Genomic DNA, 20,062 nt, shown 5'->3' on the forward strand with positions numbered 1-20,062 from the left:
CGAGCCCTGCGCCTCGAGCACCGCCGCCGAGACGATGTTCTCGCTCGCGATCAGCTCAATCTCGTCGCGCTGACGCGACAGCTCGTCACGGATCGCGCCGAAAACCGCCACGTCGCGCGTCTCAAGCGATGCCGTGAAAAAGGAAGGGTCGGTCATGTCGTGGCTCCGTCCAAGGATATCGTTTGTCGCTCTGGTAGTCGAAAGGCGGGTGGGGTGGAAGTGCCGAAAGCGACGCAGTCGCGCAGCTCCGCGTCAGGTCTGGTGTCTGGCGACGCAATGTGGTTCGATCCGGCTCTGCGGCAAGCGGGGTCATGCAGGAAGGTCGGATCACCATGAAAATCGCTTTTCTGGCCAGCCAGGCCGAGAGCGCAGAGCGTGCGAAGGAAGATCTGGCGCGGCGCTACGGCAACGCGCCCCTTGCCGAGGCCGAGGCGATCGTGGCCCTGGGCGGCGACGGGTTCATGCTGCACACGCTGCACGGTACGCAGCACCTGTCGGTGCCGGTTTACGGGATGAACCGCGGCACCGTGGGGTTCCTGATGAACGAGTTTTCGCCGGACGACCTGACAGGGCGGTTGCGCGAGGCCGAGGAAGCCGTGATCAACCCACTATCAATGAAGGCCGGCTGCCTTGACAGCACCGTGCACGAGGCTCTGGCCATCAACGAGGTGTCGCTTTTGCGCGAGGGGCCGCAAGCCGCGAAGCTGCGCATCACCGTCGATGGGCGGATCCGGCTGGAAGAATTGGTCTGCGACGGGGCGCTGGTGGCGACGCCCGCCGGATCGACCGCCTACAATTACAGCGCCCACGGCCCGATCCTGCCGATCGGCGCGGATGTCCTGGCGATAACTGCCGTGGCCGCTTTCCGGCCGCGGCGCTGGCGCGGGGCCTTGGTGCCCAAGACGGCGCAGGTACGCTTTGACGTTCTGGACGCCGAAAGGCGCCCGGTGATGGCCGAGGGCGATGGGCAGGCGGTGCGCGATGTGGAATGGGTGGAAGTCCGTTCGGAGCCGAGTATCGTGCACCGGCTTCTGTTCGATCCCGGTCACGGGCTGGAAGAACGGTTGATCCGCGAACAATTCGTCTGAGGGCGGTTGCCGGCCTTGCTTTCGATTCCGCGCGCGGTGTCGTGACGCGGGGGTGATGAAAACCATTTTAAAACAGAAATTTACACTCGCTGCTATCCGATAGCGGCGCGCTTGGATGCAGGTGAAATCGCATGGCAGCCGCCATGTCAGCCGATAGCGCCGCCGCGTTATTGCCCGGCATTGGCGCTCGGGGCCAGCTTTGGCACATCGGCACCGCGCCGCTGGCGCACCACCCGATGCACATCACCCGTATCCCCGGCGAGGCCGGGACCGCGAAAAGCAAATTGCACCAAGGAGACAAACCATGACCTTCAAGATCGCATTCAAGGCCGCCGCAACCGTTCTGGTTCTCGCTGGCACGGCCCTGCCCACCCTCGCGGGCGGAAGCCGCGTTTTCATCGAGCAGTCGGGCATCGACAACGGTGTCGGCGGGGCACAGCACGGCAACTGGAACCGCATGAGCGTCAGCCAGAGGGGCTGGAGCAATAGCGCGATTTCGGTTCAGGACGGCAACGGCAACCTTACCGTGGTCGGCCAGCAGGGGCGGCACAACGAGGCGGATTCCGTCCAGCGCGGCGACTGCAACGTCAACGGAACGGCGCAGTTCGGCTCCCGCAACAGCGCCCGCACACGCCAGTACGGCGATTGCAACGCCGTGGGCGTGATCCAGGCCGGGCACGGCAACGACGCCGAGGCGCACCAGCGCGGCTCCGGCAATGTTGCCGTAATCGTGCAGGATTGAGCCGCCCCGGCGTGCGGGCCGCCCTGTCCTCCCCCTGCGGAGGCCCGCACGCTGCGTCATCCCGACAATTCGAAAGGAAAAGAAAAATGACAGTCCCCTTCGCGAAATCCACGCGGCGCGGTGGCAAGGCGACCATGCTTGCGCTTGGCCTGCTCGGGGTGGCCGGTGCCGCGGCCATCCCCGCCATTTCGGCTGAATCCACGCCGTCGCGGCTGCGTTGCGAGATCGGCGTCACCCCGATGGTGTCGGGTGGCGTGAAGCTTGAGGGCCGCGTCGTGGCCGACCGCGCCGTCACCGGCCGCTACGAGATGCGGATCAATCGCAACGGTGGCGGCGGTTCGGCGCGCATCGCGCAATCGGGCGATTTCACTGCCGATGCCGGCGCACCCGTCACCGTTGGTCAGGCAACCTTCGGCGGCGAAGCCGGGCAATACGATGTCCGACTGACGCTCATCTGGAGCGGCCAATCCGTGACCTGCCGCAGCGGCGATCCGGTCGCTGACCTCTAACCTCATTGCAAACCCGAAAGGAATTCCGACATGAAACGCACGATCATCACCGCAACCCTTCTCGCCCTATCCACAGCCATGGCCGCGCCGGCATCGGCCGGCGGGTCGATCAGCCTGGAGATCGAGCCGCGCAACGCCGACGAGCGTCGCGCCATGCGCGCCGGGCTCACTCTCTACGCGCTCGCCAGGCACATGGAGGGCGATGCCGTCATCCGCCAGCGCGGCGACGGAAACGCTGCCGGCATCGCGCAGCGCGGACGCGGCGGCCTGGGCATCATCGAGCAGGATGGCGACGGTCACACCGCGACCTTGTCGCAGAATGGCGATGGCCAGATGTACGGGATATTCCAGACCGGCGACGGCACGACCGGCCATGTCGGCCAGCGCCGCGATGGCGATACCGGCATCCTGATACAGCACGGTTGGCGATAGCACCCGGGCGCGGTTGCGCCGTGCGCAAAGGGGCCCCCGCCCGGGGCCCCTTTGCCTGTTGCGCGATCAGCCCTTGGCGTAGCCGGTCGGTTGCAGGGCTTCCCTGATTTCGTCGAGGATCGCCGGGTCGTCGATGGTGGCAGGCATCTTGAAATCCTCGCCGTTGGCCAGCTTGACCATGGTGGCGCGCAGGATCTTGCCCGAGCGTGTCTTGGGCAGCCGGTCGACCACCACGGCCAGCTTGAACGCGGCGACGGGGCCGATCTCGCGGCGGACCATGGCGACGCATTCGCGCACGATTTCCTCGTGCGCGCGGTTCACGCCCTTGGTCAGGCACAAGAACCCCATCGGCAGTTGCCCCTTGAGCTCGTCCGCCACTCCGATCACGGCGCATTCGGCCACGTCGGGGTGGTTGGCAAGCACCTCTTCCATGGCGCCGGTCGAAAGCCGGTGGCCGGCGACGTTGATGACATCGTCGGTGCGCGCCATGATGTAGAGATAGCCGTCCTCGTCGATCATGCCGGCATCTCCGGTCTCGTAGTAGCCGGGGAAGTGGTCGAGATAGGATTTGCGGAACCGCGCCTCGGCGTTCCACAGGTTGGGCAGGGTGCCCGGCGGCAGCGGCAGCTTGATCGCCACCGCGCCCAGCGTGTCGGGGCCTTGCGGTTGGCCGCCTTCGTCAAGGATCTGCACGTCGTAGCCCGGCATCGGCACGCCCGACGAGCCGATCTTGATCTCCATCTCCTCGATCCCCATGGGGATGCCGGTGATCGCCCAGCCGGTTTCGGTCTGCCACCAGTGATCGACGACCGGCACGCCAAGCTGATCCTTGGCCCAGTTGATGGTATCGGGATCGGCGCGTTCGCCGGCAAGATAGAGCGTGCGCAGGCAACTCAGGTCATATTTGCGCACGAACTCGCCCTTGGGATCCTCGCGCTTGATGGCGCGAAAGGCCGTGGGCGCGGTAAAGAAGCTGCGCACGTTGTGTTCCGATATCACCCGCCAGAACGTGCCGGCGTCCGGCGTGCCCACCGGCTTGCCCTCGAACACCACGGTGGTGTTGCCATGGATCAGCGGCGCGTAGCAGATATAGCTATGGCCGACGACCCAGCCCACGTCGGAGGCGGCCCAGAACACGTCGCCCGGATCGACATTGTAGAGATTCTTCATCGACCAGTTGAGCGCCACCAGGTGCCCGGCGGTGGCCCGGATCACACCCTTGGGCTGACCGGTGGTGCCCGAGGTGTAAAGGATGTAGGCGGGGTGATTGCCCTCGACGGGCACGCAGTCGGCGGGGGCGGCGCCGTACTGGAAACTGTGCCAGCCGAAATCGCGGCCCTCGATCATCTTCGCCACTTCCTCTTCACGCTGAAGGATGACGCAGAAATCGGGTTTGTGCGTGGCCTGTTCTATGGCCCCGTCGAGCAGCGGCTTGTAATGAACCAGGCGCCCCGGCTCGACCCCGCAGGACGCGGCCAGGATCGCCTTGGGCTTGGCGTCATCAATGCGCACCGCCAGTTCGTGGCTGGCAAAGCCGCCGAACACGACCGAATGGATCGCGCCCAGCCGGGCGCAGGCCAGCATCGCCTCGATCGCCTCGGGCACCATGGGCATGTAGATGATCACGCGATCACCCTTTTCGATCCCCTTGGCGCGCAGTGCGCCGGCCAGCATGGCCACGCGGTTGCGCAGTTCGGAATAGGTGATCTTGTGGGTGCGCCCGGTCACCGGGCTGTCGTGGATGATGGCGTATTGCGGCCCGCGGCCGGCCTCGACATGGCGGTCGACAGCGTTCCAGCAGGTGTTGACCATGCCGTCGCTGAACCATTCGTAAAGCGGCGCGTTATCGTCAAACAGCGCCTTGCTGGGCTTGCGGTCCCAGTCGATGGCCTCGGCCTGCTTCATCCAGAACCCGTCGGGGTCGGCTTGCGAGGCGTTGTATATCTCGGCGTAAGTGGTCATGTGGCTCCTCCATCCAGCATGCGGCTGTATGCCGTTCGCACGTTTGTTACGCCGCGTCACACTGTCGGGCAAGGGGGGCACCTGCGCCGCCTTGCCGCTGTTTGCGCTATCGCCGGGGCGCCGGATGCCGGGTGCCGGTCACGGCGCACCGCTCAGCCATAATGGGCCACCGGCGTGCCGGCGATGGCAGCCATGTTCAGCAGGCCGCGCGGGGTGATCGACGGGTTGACGATATGGGCGCGGTTTCCCATGCCCATCAGGATCGGCCCGACCTCGAGGCCGCCGCCCTTCATCTTGAGGATGTTGCGCACCCCGCTGGCGGCGTCGGCATGGCCGAAGATCAGCACATTTGCCGGCCCTTTGAGGCGATTGCCGGGCAGCAGGCGGTCGCGCAGTTCGGGGTCGAGCGCGGTATCGACGTTCATCTCGCCCTCGTAGGCGAAATCGCGCGGTTCGCTGTCGAGGATGCCGACGGCGGCGCGCAGGCGCGCGCCCGAGCCCTCGGCCTGGTTGCCGAACTGCGATTGCGAACAGAAGGCCACGCGCGGCTCCAGCCCGAAGCGGCGCACATGCCGCGCCGCGCCTATCGCGGCCTCGGCCAGTTGCTCGGGCGTGGGCAGCGAGTGCACATGCGTGTCGGCGATGAATATCGGCCCGTCTTCCATGATCATCATGGACAACGCACCGTGCGGACGCAAATCGCCCTCGGCCAGTACCTGCGTGACATAATTGAGATGCCAGCGGTATTCGCCGAAGGTGCCGCAAATCAGGCTGTCGGCTTCGCCGCGATGAACCATCACTGCCCCGATCGCGGTGGTGTTGGTGCGCATGATCGCGCGCGCCAGGTCGGGCGTCACGCCGCGCCGCGACATGATCTCATGATAGCTGCCCCAGTAGTCGCGGTAGCGGGGGTCGTTCTCGGGGTTGACGATCTGCACATCCCGCCCCGGCTTGATGGTCAGGCTGGCGCGTTCGGCGCGTGCCTCGATCACCTCGGGGCGGCCGATCAGGATCGGCTGCTCGGTCGTGTCCTCCAGGATCGCCTGCGCGGCGCGTAGCACGCGCTCGTCCTCGCCTTCGGCAAAGACGATCCGGCGCGAGGCGGTGCGCGCGGCTTCGAACACCGGGCGCATCAGCAGCGCCGACTTGAATACCGACCCGTCGAGGCGGGCCTTGTATTCGTCGATATCCTCGATCGGGCGCGTGGCGACGCCCGATTCCATCGCCGCGCGCGCCACCGAGGACGACACGATCCCGACAAGCCGCGGATCGAAGGGCTTGGGAATCAAATATTCCGGCCCGAAGGTCATGGTTTCGCCACGATAGGCCGCCGCCGCCTCGGCCGAGGTGGTGGCGCGGGCCAGGTCGGCGATGCCGTCGATGCAGGCCAGTTGCATGGCATCGTTGATCTCGGTCGCACCGACGTCCAATGCCCCGCGAAAAATGAACGGAAAGCAAAGCACGTTGTTGACCTGGTTGGGGAAATCGCTGCGCCCGGTAGCGATGATCGCGTCCGGTGCGACGCTGCGCACCTCGTCTGGCAGGATCTCGGGCGTCGGGTTGGCCAATGCAAAGATGATCGGCTGCGGTGCCATCCGGGCCACCATGTCGGGCGTCAGGGCGCCGGGCCCCGACAAGCCGAGAAACATGTCGGCGCCGTCGATCACCTCGGCCATGTCGCGCATCTCGGAGGCTTGCGCATAGGCCGCCTTCTGCGGGTTCATGTCCAGCTCACGGCCCTCGTAGACAAGCCCGTGGATATCGCACAGCCAGACGTTTTCGCGCCGCACCCCCATTTTCAGAAGCATGTTCAGGCAGGCGATCCCGGCCGCGCCGCCGCCGGCGCTGACAACCTTGATATCCTCGAACCGCTTGCCCGATACGTGGCAAGCGTTCTTGGCCGCCGCGCCGACCACGATGGCGGTGCCGTGCTGGTCGTCGTGGAATACGGGGATGTTCATGCGCTCGCGGCAGATCTGTTCGACAATGAAGCAATCGGGCGCCTTGATGTCCTCGAGGTTGATGGCACCGAAGGTCGGCCCGAGCGCGCAGACGATCTCGGCCAGTTTCTCGGGGTCGGGCTCGTCGAGTTCGAGATCGAAGCAGTCGATCCCGGCGAATTTCTTGAACAGGACGGCCTTGCCCTCCATCACCGGCTTGGCGGCCAGCGGGCCGATATTGCCAAGGCCCAGAACCGCGGTGCCGTTGGTGACCACTCCCACCAGGTTGCCGCGCGCGGTATAGCGGCTGGCATTTGTCTCGAGCTTGCCGATCTCGATGCAGGCTTCGGCGACGCCGGGCGAGTAGGCGCGCGACAGGTCGCGGCCGTTCGCCAGCGGCTTGGTCGCGCGGATCTCCAGCTTGCCGGGCCGCGGATACTCGTGATAGGCCAACGCCGCCTGCCGGTCGGCCTCCTTGTGGTTTTCCGTCACTGCCTTTCCTCCCTGTCGCCGTCTTGTTTCCGCTGGATAGTTTAACGCTAAACGTTTTCCAGGCGGGAAAGTCGCGCTGAATCGTGGCTGGCGCGCGTCCGCTCAGAATGCAGATTTCCAGTGCTGCGGTCACGGGTTTTCTGCGTGTGATCGGGACCATTGCGCCGGGTGCTGCCACGGGGGTAATGCTGTGCAAACCGTCGTCCGCCACCGGACGGCTGACCCACCACGACCCGGAGCAGCCATGAGCCAGCATCTTACCACTGTCTATCACCCCTTGATCCAGCACAACCTGACCCTGCTGCGCGATGGGACGACATCGACGCCCCAGTTCCGCCGGCTGCTGCGCGAGATCAGCCTGGTGATGGCCGCCGAAGCCACCCGCGACCTGCCCATGACCACCCGCCGGATCGAGACCCCGCTGGAGCCAATGGAGGCTCCGGTGCTGGAAGGGCGCGCGCCGGTGCTGGTGTCGATATTGCGTGCCGGCAATGGCCTGCTCGACGGCCTGCTGGAGGTTGTTTCCGAGGCGGATGTCGGGTTCGTGGGGCTTTATCGCGACAAAGACACGCTGAGGCCGGTTCAATATTACTGCAAGCTGCCCGATGGGCTGGATGCGCGCCGGGTCATCGTGGTGGACCCGATGCTGGCCACCGGGAATTCCTCGGCCGCGACGGTCGATCTGCTCAAGCAAGCGGGCGCGCGCGACATCCGCTTTGTGTGCCTGCTGGCGGCGCCCGAGGGTGTGGCCCGCATGAAACAGGCGCACCCGGACGTGCCGATCATGACCGCGGCCCTTGATCGGGAGCTAAGCGACAAGGGTTATATCCTGCCCGGTCTGGGCGATGCGGGTGACCGGATGTACGGCACCAAATAGAGTGAGCGACGCTTTACTCGTACCAGTATCTGGTGCAGACTGGCGCCAACATTTCGTGTGGGGGCACAAATGAAAACAACACGTTGGTTGAGCTGCCTGGCAGTCGCCGTCGCAATGACAGGCGGCGCGCTGCACGCGGCGACGCTGCGCAACGCATCGCCGCCGGCCGAGACGCCGCCGTCCTCTTACAGCGGCAAGCAATACGTGGACAGTCGCGGTTGTATCTACGTGCGTGCCGGGTTCGACGGCGCGGTACGCTGGGTGCCGCGGGTGACGCGCGATCGGGAGCATATCTGTGGCGCGCGCCCGACGCAGACCGCGGCCAGCCGGCCGCAGACGGCCAAGCCGGCCCCCGAGGTAGCTGCCGCACCTGCGCCGAAACCGGCCGCGCGCAAACCCGCCGCAGCGAAGGCGCCGGCCGCAACCGCGTTGGCCGCGCCGGCCAAGCCGGCGATGCGCAAGCCAGTGCGCAAGCCGGTGGTGCCTGCGCAGAAGGCGCACAGCGCCCGCAAATCCATGGTGGCGCAGGGTGTGTGCGCGCAGCTTTCGCCGCTGTCGCGCCGCTACATGGGCAACGATCCGGACGTGCGTTGCGGGCCGCAAAAGGCCGATCCCGTCAGCGCCGGCCGCGATCAGGGCGCGTCGATGCGGCCTGCCGCCAACCCGGCACCGGCGCCACGCAAGAAGGTGGTCAGGAACGCGCGCATCGTGCGCGGCACCCGCATCGCGCCGCGCCATGTCTACGAAAACCAGCTCCAGTCGGCCGACCTGGCCGGCCCGCCCGCAGGCTATGCCCCGGTGTGGACCGATGACAGGCTCAATCGCAAGCGGGCCCATCAGACCCTGACCGGCAAGCGCAGCATGGAGGCGCGCTGGACCCGCACGGTGCCGCGCGAACTCAAACCCGGGCGATTGCGCGCCGGAACCATGGTTTTCCACCCCGACAGCGCGCGCATCGTGCGCGGCCCGGCGCGTCAACCGCACCTTTCGACACGGTCGCGGGCATCGGAAAAGCCGGCCGCGGCAACGGCGGCGCAACCGCGTGTTTCGTCGAAGTCTGCACCTGCATCCGCGGCCACGGCGCCGCGCCCCGGCAAGGCGGCACGGCGCCAGGTGACGCATCAATACGTGCAGGTGGCGCATTTCTCGGACGAAGGCGCGATGCGGGCTGCAGCGGCGCGGCTCAAGGCCGCCGGCCTGTCGGTGCGGGCCGGACGATACACGCGCAACGGACAGCCGCACCAGATGCTGATGGCCGGGCCCTACAAGTCGCCCGAGCGGCTGCATGCAGCACTTGCCGCGGCGCGCAAGGCGGGCTTTTCCGGCGCCCGCGTGCGCCAGTAAGGTCGCCGTTCACGCACCGCAGATACCCTGCAGGCGAACCCAGTCGCCGTCGCTGAGCACCGGGCGCGAGGTGGTGTTGGCGTAGGGGTCGGCCTCGATCAGCGGCAGGGTCTTTTCGCCAGTGATGTCGAGCGCATAGGCATAGGGGCTGCTGCGTACCTGCTGTTTTTCGAAGGCGCGCAACAGCGCGTCCTCGGCCACGCGCGCGGGGGCCTGGGTAAGCCGTACCTCGGCGTAGCTGCGCAGCACGTCGGGCGGCAGCGTGCCGGTGGTGAGCAGCCGGAAACTGGCCGAAACCCCGGCATGTTCAAGCAGCCGCTCCAGAGGGTCGCGGGCGGCGGCGCGCAATTGTTCGGCGATGATGTAGCCGGCGACGATGTCGGGGGCCTCATGATCCTCGACCAGGGCGCGGCTGAGCAGCATGATATGCCCGGGCAATTGAACAGTGTTTTCAACGCCTTCGCGCATGACGATCAGGCGGTCGGTCTGCCCGTCGGGCGCCGGCAGGCGTGCCGAGAGGCGCCGCAGCGCCAGGTTGGCGGCCGGTGTCGTGCAGGGCGCGCCGGTGACGCGCTGCATCTGGTCCAGTACGGCATTGCCGATCTCGGCGCGCTTGGCCGCCGGCACCACCGAAACCGTGTGCCCGATCAATGCCCCCGGCAACCACAGCCCCCCGAGCGCGCCGATCGCCGCGACGACCGCGGCGAGGGTGACCAGCCGCAGCCGCCCGGGGCGCGGGCGCTGGCGGTGGATGGCGGCGCGCAGGCGCTCGACCTCGGATATGAAATTCCCTTCGTCTTCAGGTAGTTCCAGCGTTTCGCCGGCATCGCCGTCGGGGTGGTAGATCGCCGGTGTCGCGCCGGGGTTGGCGCGCTCCAGCGCCGGCAGAGACCAGTGCGCCAGGGGCCGGTCGCTCCGGTCAGTGATGATGAGCGTGGCATCGCCGAGGGACACGATCACGTCGCGGCGCTGGTCGTCCGGTGTCGCCCGCCAGAGGCCCGCGGCCTCAAGGCGTTGATATTGCTTCAAGGCCGTCATCGGCGTCTGCCCTGCCTCCTGGATTGCGGAGACGATAGCACGGCCGCCGCGCGCCCGGCAATTGCCCCCGGTGCGCCCCGGCGGGTGATTCGGGGGTTAACGGCCCGGATTTGCAGGGATCGGCGCGTCTGCATCCCGGTAGCATCACGTCGGTATTGCGTCGGTACGGCGCGGCACCCGGGGCCGGGTTAATGTGGCGCGCGGTGGCGGGTGCCACAAGATGTGGGCAGGGGGGGGCAGCGTGCCGCGCGGAACGGAGAGGGCTGGTTGCAGCCCCTAAGCTACCGGTCATAGTCGCAGCATGTGCGAGTGCGGCATCCTACACAAAGGGCGGGAAGTGTGAGTTCGCTGCATGTGCGAACCAGTCGGACCGCTGCACAAACAACTGACATTCAGGCGACCAACAACACCCGTTCTTCTCCGCGCTGCCGCATGTCTTGAGCCCAAGATGACCCGGTGCCGCACTTCACACAAATGACCGCTACGCAAGTGCAGTCCCGAATAAGTGGGCGACCTGCGCTCGACAACTCATATCAATCGGTGATTAATTCTCTGCTATGGATATGACGACGAAGACAAATCAACAGATTCAGAACTTGATCGACAACCATCGTCGGGCCGGAAAGCTCGGCGCTCCGTTGGCCGTCGCTGCTATCGAAGAGCAGGCCCGAAGGAACACTGCGTTCGATTTCAAGGCAGGCATTGAATTCTTGCTTCAGGCCGCACGCGACAAGCGCTCAGTGACCTATCGCCAATTGGCTGAAGCCGGTGGAGTGCTGAAGCCCGGCGACGCTTGGCACCAACACATGGCTCGGAAGATTCCATTGTCTCAGATCGTCGACTATGCCCACACACACGATATGCCAGCAGTCACCGCGTTGGTGGAGACGGCTCAGGGTGTAACGGATAGCATCCTCGCCGGGTTCCAGAAGGGGCTGGATGACACTGGACTACGTGTCCCGATTGGGATGACCATTAGTGAATTCTACTTCGCCGAACGCCAAAGCGCGTTTGACTGGGCCTCCGCGAAATGAAGAAACTCGCACACCAACAAGCCGGTGACCTTGGTGAGGCATTGGCGTTAGCCAAGCTGAACAGCCTTGGTTATGCAGCCTACGCCAGCCCAGCGGGTGCCCCTGGTCACGACCTCATGGTAGTGGTTGATGATCGCGCCTTGTCAGTCGAGGTGAAGACACGGCAATACATTGACCGCGAAACCGAAATTACTCGCTGGCCTGTGCTGATGGCAACCAAGGGTGACGCCGATTTGTTCCTATTTGTCGCACTGAACATTAGCACTATGGCGCCGACTTTCTATTTGCTCACCAACGAACAGGCACTGGAGTGCCACAGGTCCGATCCGAACCGCGAACGGTCCGGAAACTGCCTGCCAAGCGCCGTCCGGGCTACTGCAACAGCGAACGATTTCGGAGCGTTGCAATGAAACACCAGATGACCGGAAATGCTGGGCTGTTCCATATCGCATGGGAACTGACACGGCGGGGCTGGAGCGTCATGCCCACGGTGCGAAATGCACGCGGCGCTGACCTGTATGCCGCCCCAGTCGATGATGAGGATATGGTGATCCCAATCCAGTCAAAGGCGCTGTCTAAGAGCGTCGATGTGCCTTTGGGTGGTAGCTTAGACAGTCTGCGCTCACAGTGGTGGATCATCACCGTTGGAGCCAACGACGACGATCCGGTGTGCTACATACTGACGTTGGACGAAGTAAAATCTCTTGCGGGTTCGAATACCAACAAGGAAGGCCGCGTATCGTGGTGGTTGTCACGAAAGAACTACAACAGGCCTGAGTTCCGTGAGGCATGGCATCGCTTGGCACGGAAGGACTGACCCGAGAGCAGCCATTGTTAAGCCCCCGGCCAACGTCTTCCTCGTCCGCATAGAGTGTCTTCGAGCTTGCTAGCCTTTGATCTTACTGCGAATGACGGTTCGGAGAGCTGCGTTGCGGCATTAGGACGATCAGTCCAAGGTCCGGAAAGGGCCGCTCACGTCTCGATGGGCGACTAAGGTTCACAACTTCGCAACTTCCCCTCCCATACGCATCGCGGACATTGGCCGGCCGTTCCGCCCGTCCCGCCCGCGCCGCGCGTCTACAGGTCGCGCGCGAGGGCGCGGAGCTGGAATTTCTGGATCTTGCCGGTCGATGTCTTGGGCAGTTCGCGGAACACCACGCGCTTGGGGGTCTTGAACCCGGCCAGCCGTTCGCGGGCGAAGGCGATCAGTGTCGCCTCGTCGGCGCTGTGGCCGTCCTTCAGCTCGACAAAGGCGCAGGGCACCTCGCCCCATTTGTCGTCGGGTTTGGCGACCACGGCGCACAGCAGCACGTCGGGGTGCGCGGCGAGGACGCCTTCGACCTCGACCGAGCTGATGTTTTCGCCGCCCGAGATGATGATGTCCTTCGAGCGGTCGAGGATCTTCATGTAGCCGTCGGGATGCTGGATGGCGATATCGCCCGAGTGAAAGTACCCGTCCCTGAACGCCTTGGCGGTGGCGTCGGCGTTCTTGAGGTAGCCTTTCATCACGCCGTTGCCGCGAAACATGATTTCGCCCTGTGTTTCGCTGTCCATCGGCACCCGGGTCATGGTCTCGGGGTCCATGACGGTGCTTTCCTCCATGAAGGGCATCGCCACGCCGGTGCGCGCCTTGATCTCGAACCGCTGATCCTCGGGCAGGGCATCCCATTCGGCGTGCCAGGTGCATTCGGTGGCCGGGCCGTAGGTTTCGGTCAGCCCGTAGACCTGGGTGACGTTGAAGCCCAGCGGCTCGATCGCGCGCAGGGTGGCGGCCGGTGGCGGGGCGCCGGCGGTGAACACCTCGACGACATGGTCGAAGTCGCGGCGTTCGTCCTCGCGCGCGTTGATGAGGGTGTTGAGCACGATCGGCGCGCCGCCGAAATGGGTCGCGCCCTCGTCGGCGATGGCGTCGTAGATGGCCCCTGCCGTGATGTCGCGGCAGCACACAACGGTGCCGCCCAGCAGCGGCATCATCCAGGTGTGGGACCAGCCGTTGCAGTGAAACAGCGGCACGATGGTCAGGTAACGCGGGTGCAGCACCATGCGCCAGCTTATGACCTGTCCCATGGCGTTGAGGTAGGCGCCGCGGTGGTGAGAGACCACGCCCTTGGGCCGCCCGGTGGTGCCCGAGGTGTAGTTGAGCGCGATGGATTCCCATTCGTCGTCGGGCATGACCCAGTCGAAGCCGGGGTCGCCCTGGGCCAGCAGCGATTCGTACTCGGTATAGTGGCCGGTGGCGTGCACGCCGGCGTGGTCGTCGGCGACCTCGATCACCGTGGGCGCGGGGCCTTCCATCTGCTCGATGGCCTGCGCGGCGACCGGCAGGAACTGCGGATCGACCAGCAGCACCTTTGCCTCGCCATGGTCGAGGATATGGGCCACGGTATCGGGTTCGAGCCGCGTGTTGATGGTGTTGAGCACCGCGCCGCAGGCGGGCACGCCGAAATGCGCCTCGGCCTGGGCGGGGATGTTGGGCAGCATGGTGGCCACCACGTCGCCCGGCCGCACGCCCATGCCCGCCAGCGCCGAGGCCAGCCGCGTCACCCGCGCGTGGTACTCGGCATAGGTCTTGCGATGCGGTCCGTAGACGACCGCCTCGTGTTCGGCGAATACGCCGGCGGCGCGCCGCAGAAACGAAAGCGGCGTCAGCGGCGTGTAATTCGCCGCGCACTTGTCCAGTCCGGTCTCGTCTCGCATCCAGCCCATTGTTTCCTCCCGCTTGAACCTGTTTGCGACAGACTATTGCGCCCGGGCGGGGCAAGGGAAGGGGGATCGGCCTGCGAGCGGGGCGAAAACCGGACTTTTGCGCCGGCCGCCCCGGCGCCGGAGCGTGTTTTCGAATGCCCGGGACGCGCGAAACCGGTTCCCACTTTCGGGCGACATGCTCTAGCGTGGGGACATGATCATCTCGCACGGGCGGCGCTACATCTTCGTGCATATCCCCAAGACCGGCGGCACGGCACTGTCGCTGGCGCTGGAGGGGCGCGCGATGGCCGATGATATCCTGATCGGCGACACCCCCAAGGCGCGCCGGCGCCGGCGCCGGTTGAGGGGCGTGCAGGCGGCGGGGCGGCTGTGGAAGCATTCCACCATGGCCGACATCGACGGGCTGCTGAGCCCGGCGCAGGTGGCGGACTATTTCGCCTTCACGCTGGTGCGCAATCCCTGGGACAGGATGGTCAGCTATTACCACTGGCTGCGGGTGCAACGCTTCGATCATCCGCAGGTGCGGCTGGCGGCGCGGCTGGGCTTCGCCGATTTCGTACTGCACCCGCAGACCCGCGCGGCGATCCGGGCGGCGCCCTGTGCCAGCTACATGCGCGATGCGGCCGGGGTGGAGCGATGCGATGCCTATATCCGCATCGAATGCTTTGATGACGACGCCGCCGCCTTGTGGCGGCACCTGGGGTTCCGGATGGAACTGCCGCGCGCCAATGCCTCGCGGCGGGCGCGCGACTTTCGCCGCTATTACGGCGACGACACCGCGCAGGCGGTCGCGCATGATTGCGCCGAGGATATCGCGCGCTTCGGCTATGTCTTCGGCGGGTAGTGAGGCGGAAACCGCGCCCCTTGCGGGGCGCGGTTGCTGGTTTTTCAGAGTGGGGGCGCTGCCCCCACACCCCCGGAGTACTTGGGGAAAGATGAAGCGGTTGTCGTGCCTCAGGCCGCCTGTTCGGCCGGCCCGAAGCGGCTGTAGAAGCTCTGGGTCTTGTCGGCCATCTCGCGCAGCAGGTCCGGGCAATGAAAGCGCGGGCCATATGCCGCCTCGAGCTGGTCGCACCGCTCGGCCGCGTAGGGCGTGCCGATGATGTCGAGCCACGAGAACGGCCCCCCCGACCACGGCGCGAAGCCCCAGCCGAGGATGGCGCCGACATCGCCTTCGCGGATGTCTTCCAGCACGCCATCTTCCAGCGCGCGGACCGCCTCCAACACCTGCGCGAACATCAGCCGGTGTTGCACGAGCGTAAGGTCGGGCTGCTCTTCGAGGGGCGGGAAGCGGTCGGCCAGCCCTTTCCAGTATCCAAGGCGCTTGCCGTTTTCGTCGTAGTCGAAGAACCCGGCCTTGGCCTTGCGGCCCAGGCGGCCTTCGCCTTCCATGAAGAAGATGATCTCGTCGACCTCCGTATCGGGGTAGGCGTCGCCCATCGCCGCCTTGGTGGCGCGGGCGATCTTGGCGCCGAGGTCGATCGAGGTTTCATCCACCAGTTGCAGCGGCCCCACCGGAAAGCCCAGTTGCCGCGCGGCGTCGTCGATGAGCGCGGGTGCCACGCCTTCCTTCACCATCCGCATGCCTTCGTTGATGTAAGGGATGATGCAGCGGTTGGCATAGAAGAACCGCGCGTCGTTGACCGCGATCGGGGTCTTGCGGATCTGGCGCACGTAATCCAGCGCCTTGGCCACGGCGCGGTCGCCGGTCTGCTTGCCCTTGATGATCTCGACCAGCGCCATCTTTTCGACCGGCGAAAAGAAGTGGATGCCGATGAACTGCTCGGGCTTGTCGCTTGCGCGGGCCAGGTCGGTGATCGGCAGGGTCGAGGTGTTGGAGGCGAAGATGCAGTCGGGGCCGACCACGTCGAGTGCCTGTTTGGTGACCTCGGCCTTGACCTCGGGGTCTTCGAACACCGCTTCGATGATCAGGTCGCAGCCCGCCAGCGCCGAATAATCGGTGGTGGCGGTGATCCGGTCCAGCGTGGCGGCCTTCTTTTCCTCGGTCGCCTTGCCGCGCTTGATCCCTTTGTCCATGAAATCGGCGGTGTAGGCCTTGCCCTTGTCGGCGGCGTCCTGCCTGGCGTCGATCAGAACCACGTCGATCCCGGCCCGAGCCGAGACCAGCGCGATGCCCGCGCCCATCATGCCGGCGCCCAGGACGCCCAGCTTGCGCACACGCTGATCGGGGGCCTCGGGGCGGTTGGCCCCCTTTTCGAGCGCCTCCTTGTTGAGGAACAGCGACCGGATCATCGCCGCCGAAGACGGGTTCATCAGGATGTTGACGAACCAGCGGGCCTCGATCCTGAGCGCGGTATCGAATGGCACCAGCGCGCCCTCGTAGACCGCCGAGAGCAGCGCCCTGGCGGCCGGGAAGGCGCCTTGCGTGCGCCCGTTGACCATTGCGCTGGCACCGACGAAGGTCTGGAAACCCGCCGGGTGGTAGGGGGCACCGCCGGGCATCTTGTAACCCTTGGCGTCCCACGGCTTGACGATGTCGGCATCATCGGCGCCCAGCACCCAGTCGCGCGCCGCCGCGACGGGGTCGTCTGCCACCTCGTCGATGAGGCCCGCGCCCCTGGCCTTTTTCGGGTCGACCAGCTTGCCTTCCAGCAGATAGGGCGAGGCCCCCATGGCGCCGAGCTTGCGCACCAGCCGCGTGCTGCCGCCGGCGCCGGGGAAGATACCGACCATGATTTCGGGCAGGCCGATCTTGGCCTTCGGGTTGTCGGCGGCGAATATGCGGTGGGTGGCAAGCGGCAGTTCCAGCCCGAAGCCCACGGCGGTGCCGGGCAGGGCGGCGGCGATCGGCTTGCCGCCCTTGTTGGTCTTGGGGTCCATGCCCGCGCGCTCGATCTTTCTGAGCACGCCGTGCATCTGCATGATGCCGTCGAACAGGCCGCGCGCGGGGTCGTCGCCGGCGTCGTCCTTCATCCGCGACAGCGCGTTGAGGTCCATGCCGGCGGCAAAGTCCTTCTTGGCCGATGTAATGACGATGCCCTTGACGGCATCGTCGGCCAGCGCGTCGTCGATCAGCCCGTCGAGGGTTTGCAGCGCCTCGATGCTGAGCACGTTCATGGTCTTGCCGGGGCAGTCCCAGGTGATGGTGGCGACGCCGTCGGCGTCTTTTCCCATGGTGAAATCTGTCATTTCGGGTTTCTCCTGTCTGTCGCGGGCTTACACGCGCTCGATGATGGTGGCAGCGCCCATGCCGGAGGCGACGCACAAGGTGGCCAGCCCGGTGCCCTTGCCGGTGCGTTCCAGCTCGTCCAGCAGCGTGCCGATGATCATGGCGCCGGTCGCGCCCAGCGGATGGCCCATGGCGATGGCGCCGCCGTTCACGTTGACGCGGTCATGATCGACGTCGAACGCCTGCATGAAGCGCAGCACCACGGCCGAGAATGCCTCGTTCACCTCGAAGAGGTCGATGTCGGAAATCGACATGCCGCTCTCGGAGAGGATCTTTTCGGTTGCCGGGACCGGGCCGGTCAGCATGATGGTGGGGTCGGTGCCGATCTTGGCGGTGGCGCGGATGCGCGCGCGCGGCTTGAGGCCCCATTTCTCGCCGAACTCGCGGCTGCCGATCAGCAGCCCGGCGCCGCCATCGACGATGCCGCTGGAGTTGCCGGCGTGGTGGACGTGCTCGATGCGTTCGAGGTGCGGGTAGCGCAACTGTGCGACCTTGTCGAAGCCCGGCATCGACTCGCCCATGTCCTTGAACGACGGCTTGAGCGCGCCCAGGCTTTGCATGTCGGTGTCGGGGCGCATGTATTCGTCACGGTCCAGGATCGGCAGGCCGTTCTGGTCGCGCACCGTCAGGATCGAGCGATCGAAGCGCTGGTCGTCCCACGCCGCCTTGGCGCGGCGCTGCGATTCCACTGCGAAGCTGTCGACGTCATCGCGCGAGAAACCGTATTCGGTGGCGATGATGTCGGCGCTGATGCCCTGGGGGACGAAATAGGTTTCCATCGCCAGGCTGGGATCGACCGCGAAGGCGGCGCCGTCGCTGCCCATCGGCACGCGGCCCATCATCTCGACCCCGCCGGCGATATAGCCGTCGCCGGCGCCGCCGCGCACCTGGTTGGCGGCCAGGTTCACCGCCTCCATGCCGCTGGCGCAAAACCGGTTGATCGCCAGGCCGGGGATGGACTGATCCAGTGTTGATCCCAGCACCGCGCTGCGCGCAAGGCAGCCGCCCTGTTCCATCACCTGGGTGACGTTGCCCCAGATCACGTCTTCGACGGCGTGGCCTTCGAGGTTGTTGCGCTCGCGCAGGGCGTCGAGCACGCCGGCGCTGAGCCGCAGCGATGTCACCTCGTGCAGGGCGCCGTCCTTGCGGCCCTTGCCGCGCGGTGTGCGAACGGCGTCGTAGATATAGGCGTCTGTCATGGGTGCTTCTCCTCGGGTGCGACTCGTTTCGCAAGTTTTCGTTTCGTCAAGTTGTTTGGTTTTGCACGCCGACCAGTTTGCAAGAAAGTGATCGACTCATAGTGATCTTCGAGTGGCGTGAACGTTCCCACGTCCTCGGCCCATGCCTTGAGGGTTTTCTTACAACTTATTTCCCAAGCGACTACCTCTATTCCCCAACCCATCTTTTGCATTCGGTCAAGGTCAGCATGAAAACCTACGCCATCATCAAAACCACTACCGTCTCCGGTCAAAAGGACTACTGTTCCTGGATCGCTGGAATTGTCTGCTAAGCTACGGAGCATATGCACTTGAAGGCATTGATCGACGCCTTGCTCCTGACCGGAGTCTGCTCCTCTTTCGAATAGCTCTACATGCACTCCTGCGCTTCTGAGACGAGACCAAACAGCCGCCAATTCAGGCGGCACCGAGCCTACGCAAATGGCTTTATCGGCAGGTCGATCAGCTAGCGCGAGAGAGTATAAATTTTGGAACTCAATCCTTACGGAGTTTTCTTCGAAATACCCTTCACGTCGGTTGGCAACATACTTTGCGGAAATGAAAATATTCGAGTTGTCCCAAAAGAGATGTACATTTGACATTTGAAGAACGCCTCCTCAGGCCCGGTCCGAAGGATTGCCGGGCATCAAGTCATAGGGGTGTTTCCACTTCGGCTGTTCGCTGATGCGCGTCAGCCAGGCGTCGATATTGGGCCAGTCGGCCCGCTCGAACCCGAAGGGCTCGGGGTAAAAGAGGTAGCCGCAGCAGGCGATGTCGGCGGTGGTGATGCGGTTGCCGATCAGCCAGTCGCGGTCCGACAGTTCGCGCTCCAGCACCTTGTAGGCGGCGCGCAGCCGGCCCTGCAGGAAGCCGATCACCTCGGCCGAGCGCTTTTCCTCGGGGACGAAGTTCATCAGGAACCGCGTCGTCCCGGCCTGGCCCGACAGCTTGTGATTGTCCCACAGGATCCAGCGCATGATCTCGCGCCGTTCGTTGGCGGAATGGCCGCCGAGCTTGGAGGCGCGGGTGCTGACGAAATCCTGGATCACGCCGGACTGGCTGAGCACCAGGTCGCCATCGACCATCACCGGCACCTCGCCCATGGAATTGAGCGCCAGGAATTCGGGGCTGCGGTGTTCACCGTTGAAGAAATCGACGAAGACCGGCTCCCACTCCAGCCCCGCCAGTTGCAGTGTCAGCGCCGCCTTGTAGGCGTTGCCGGATTCGCCGAAGCAGTAGAGCTTGATGGTCATTGCTGTCCCCTTTTGATTGCGGTTGCGGTGGGGGTTTCACACCCCCACACCCCCGTGGAGTATTTCCGGAAAGATGAAGCGCATCGCATTTCACCCCTTGTTAACCATGTGCCCGTTATCCTTGCCACGCGCCACAGGCTGGAGAGCCGATGGGCGTGAAAGGTGAAGCCCTGCCCCGTTCCGGATGCCATGCGGCCAGTGTTCGGGGCAGGGTGCGCCGCCCCTGCTTCATCTTTCC

19 protein-coding genes and 1 pseudogene are annotated in these 20,062 nt (G+C 65.3%); 11 read left to right on the plus strand and 9 right to left on the minus strand.

The annotated features are described in order from the left end of the window. Positions 1 to 156 (minus strand): annotated as a pseudogene (gene glyA / locus Q0L89_RS04280) (serine hydroxymethyltransferase); the annotation flags it as partial. Between the two features lie 170 nt (positions 157 to 326). Here glyA and Q0L89_RS04285 point away from each other — a divergent pair. The 5 genes from Q0L89_RS04285 (at position 327) to Q0L89_RS04305 (ending at position 2,771) form a co-directional block, all read left to right on the plus strand. Then, the gene (locus Q0L89_RS04285) at positions 327 to 1,088 is read left to right on the plus strand and encodes an NAD kinase (RefSeq protein ID WP_296762907.1); all 762 of its coding nucleotides are present in this window, start codon (positions 327 to 329) and stop codon (positions 1,086 to 1,088) included. Between the two features lie 131 nt (positions 1,089 to 1,219). Further along, the gene (locus tag Q0L89_RS04290) at positions 1,220 to 1,396 is read left to right on the plus strand and encodes a hypothetical protein (RefSeq protein ID WP_296762818.1); all 177 of its coding nucleotides are present in this window, start codon (positions 1,220 to 1,222) and stop codon (positions 1,394 to 1,396) included. After that, the gene (locus Q0L89_RS04295) at positions 1,393 to 1,830 is read left to right on the plus strand and encodes a hypothetical protein (RefSeq protein WP_296762820.1); all 438 of its coding nucleotides are present in this window, start codon (positions 1,393 to 1,395) and stop codon (positions 1,828 to 1,830) included. Before Q0L89_RS04290 ends, Q0L89_RS04295 begins: the two co-directional genes overlap by 4 nt. 86 nt (positions 1,831 to 1,916) lie before the next feature. Next, positions 1,917 to 2,339, plus strand: coding sequence for a curli-like amyloid fiber formation chaperone CsgH (gene csgH / locus Q0L89_RS04300; protein ID WP_296762821.1), 423 nt, complete (start codon positions 1,917 to 1,919; stop codon positions 2,337 to 2,339). A gap of 30 nt (positions 2,340 to 2,369) precedes the next feature. Then, a complete protein-coding gene (locus Q0L89_RS04305; protein ID WP_296762823.1) occupies positions 2,370 to 2,771 on the plus strand; it encodes a hypothetical protein in 402 nt (133 codons plus the stop codon). A gap of 66 nt (positions 2,772 to 2,837) precedes the next feature. Here Q0L89_RS04305 and Q0L89_RS04310 read toward each other — a convergent pair whose 3' ends face one another. Together Q0L89_RS04310 and Q0L89_RS04315 are read right to left on the minus strand one after the other, a co-directional pair. Beyond that, entirely contained in the window at positions 2,838 to 4,733 is a 1,896-nt protein-coding gene (locus Q0L89_RS04310) for a propionyl-CoA synthetase (protein ID WP_296762825.1), read from the minus strand. Positions 4,734 to 4,885: 152 nt separating this feature from the next. Continuing rightward, a complete protein-coding gene (locus Q0L89_RS04315) occupies positions 4,886 to 7,165 on the minus strand; it encodes an NADP-dependent malic enzyme (RefSeq protein WP_296762826.1) in 2,280 nt (759 codons plus the stop codon). 244 nt (positions 7,166 to 7,409) lie between these two features. Between Q0L89_RS04315 and upp the strand changes: the two genes are divergently transcribed. Together upp and Q0L89_RS04325 are read left to right on the plus strand one after the other, a co-directional pair. Continuing rightward, positions 7,410 to 8,042 carry a uracil phosphoribosyltransferase gene (gene upp / locus Q0L89_RS04320; RefSeq protein WP_296762828.1) on the plus strand — a complete coding sequence of 211 codons (633 nt, stop codon included), beginning with the start codon at positions 7,410 to 7,412 and terminating at the stop codon, positions 8,040 to 8,042. An 87-nt stretch (positions 8,043 to 8,129) separates the two neighbouring features. Further along, entirely contained in the window at positions 8,130 to 9,386 is a 1,257-nt protein-coding gene (locus Q0L89_RS04325; RefSeq protein ID WP_296762830.1) for an SPOR domain-containing protein, read from the plus strand. A 9-nt stretch (positions 9,387 to 9,395) separates the two neighbouring features. On the opposite strand, the gene Q0L89_RS04330 is transcribed toward Q0L89_RS04325, so the two are convergent. Next, positions 9,396 to 10,424, minus strand: coding sequence for a hypothetical protein (locus Q0L89_RS04330; RefSeq protein WP_296762832.1), 1,029 nt, complete (start codon positions 10,422 to 10,424; stop codon positions 9,396 to 9,398). A gap of 557 nt (positions 10,425 to 10,981) precedes the next feature. Here Q0L89_RS04330 and Q0L89_RS04335 point away from each other — a divergent pair. From Q0L89_RS04335 to Q0L89_RS04345, 3 genes are read left to right on the plus strand one after another with little or no spacing between them, the layout of a single operon-like run. After that, positions 10,982 to 11,458, plus strand: coding sequence for a hypothetical protein (locus Q0L89_RS04335; protein ID WP_296762834.1), 477 nt, complete (start codon positions 10,982 to 10,984; stop codon positions 11,456 to 11,458). Continuing rightward, complete coding sequence (locus Q0L89_RS04340) at positions 11,455 to 11,868, plus strand: hypothetical protein (RefSeq protein ID WP_296762836.1); 414 nt, start codon at positions 11,455 to 11,457, stop codon at positions 11,866 to 11,868. The genes Q0L89_RS04335 and Q0L89_RS04340 overlap by 4 nt, the downstream gene beginning before the upstream one ends. Then, positions 11,865 to 12,275, plus strand: a complete 411-nt coding sequence (locus Q0L89_RS04345) for a hypothetical protein (RefSeq protein WP_296762837.1) — start codon at positions 11,865 to 11,867, stop codon at positions 12,273 to 12,275. The genes Q0L89_RS04340 and Q0L89_RS04345 overlap by 4 nt, the downstream gene beginning before the upstream one ends. A gap of 260 nt (positions 12,276 to 12,535) precedes the next feature. Here Q0L89_RS04345 and Q0L89_RS04350 read toward each other — a convergent pair whose 3' ends face one another. Then, positions 12,536 to 14,164: an AMP-binding protein gene (locus tag Q0L89_RS04350; protein ID WP_296762839.1), complete on the minus strand. Its 1,629-nt coding sequence runs from the start codon at positions 14,162 to 14,164 to the stop codon at positions 12,536 to 12,538. A gap of 193 nt (positions 14,165 to 14,357) precedes the next feature. Between Q0L89_RS04350 and Q0L89_RS04355 the strand changes: the two genes are divergently transcribed. Further along, the gene (locus Q0L89_RS04355) at positions 14,358 to 15,008 is read left to right on the plus strand and encodes a sulfotransferase family 2 domain-containing protein (protein ID WP_296762841.1); all 651 of its coding nucleotides are present in this window, start codon (positions 14,358 to 14,360) and stop codon (positions 15,006 to 15,008) included. A 110-nt stretch (positions 15,009 to 15,118) separates the two neighbouring features. Here the strand turns inward: Q0L89_RS04355 and Q0L89_RS04360 are convergent, their stop codons facing one another. The 4 genes from Q0L89_RS04360 to Q0L89_RS04375 are packed head-to-tail and all read right to left on the minus strand — an operon-like array spanning position 15,119 to position 19,824. After that, positions 15,119 to 17,314, minus strand: coding sequence for a 3-hydroxyacyl-CoA dehydrogenase NAD-binding domain-containing protein (locus tag Q0L89_RS04360; protein WP_296762843.1), 2,196 nt, complete (start codon positions 17,312 to 17,314; stop codon positions 15,119 to 15,121). A gap of 27 nt (positions 17,315 to 17,341) precedes the next feature. Further along, the gene (locus Q0L89_RS04365; RefSeq protein ID WP_296762845.1) at positions 17,342 to 18,553 is read right to left on the minus strand and encodes an acetyl-CoA C-acetyltransferase; all 1,212 of its coding nucleotides are present in this window, start codon (positions 18,551 to 18,553) and stop codon (positions 17,342 to 17,344) included. Further along, positions 18,550 to 19,173: an NYN domain-containing protein gene (locus Q0L89_RS04370; RefSeq protein ID WP_296762847.1), complete on the minus strand. Its 624-nt coding sequence runs from the start codon at positions 19,171 to 19,173 to the stop codon at positions 18,550 to 18,552. Before Q0L89_RS04370 ends, Q0L89_RS04365 begins: the two co-directional genes overlap by 4 nt. A gap of 15 nt (positions 19,174 to 19,188) precedes the next feature. After that, the gene (locus tag Q0L89_RS04375; RefSeq protein WP_296762849.1) at positions 19,189 to 19,824 is read right to left on the minus strand and encodes a glutathione S-transferase family protein; all 636 of its coding nucleotides are present in this window, start codon (positions 19,822 to 19,824) and stop codon (positions 19,189 to 19,191) included. Positions 19,825 to 20,062 lie beyond the last annotated feature (238 nt).

Source organism: Sediminimonas sp. (genome assembly GCF_024637375.1).
Taxonomy (GTDB): domain Bacteria; phylum Pseudomonadota; class Alphaproteobacteria; order Rhodobacterales; family Rhodobacteraceae; genus Sediminimonas.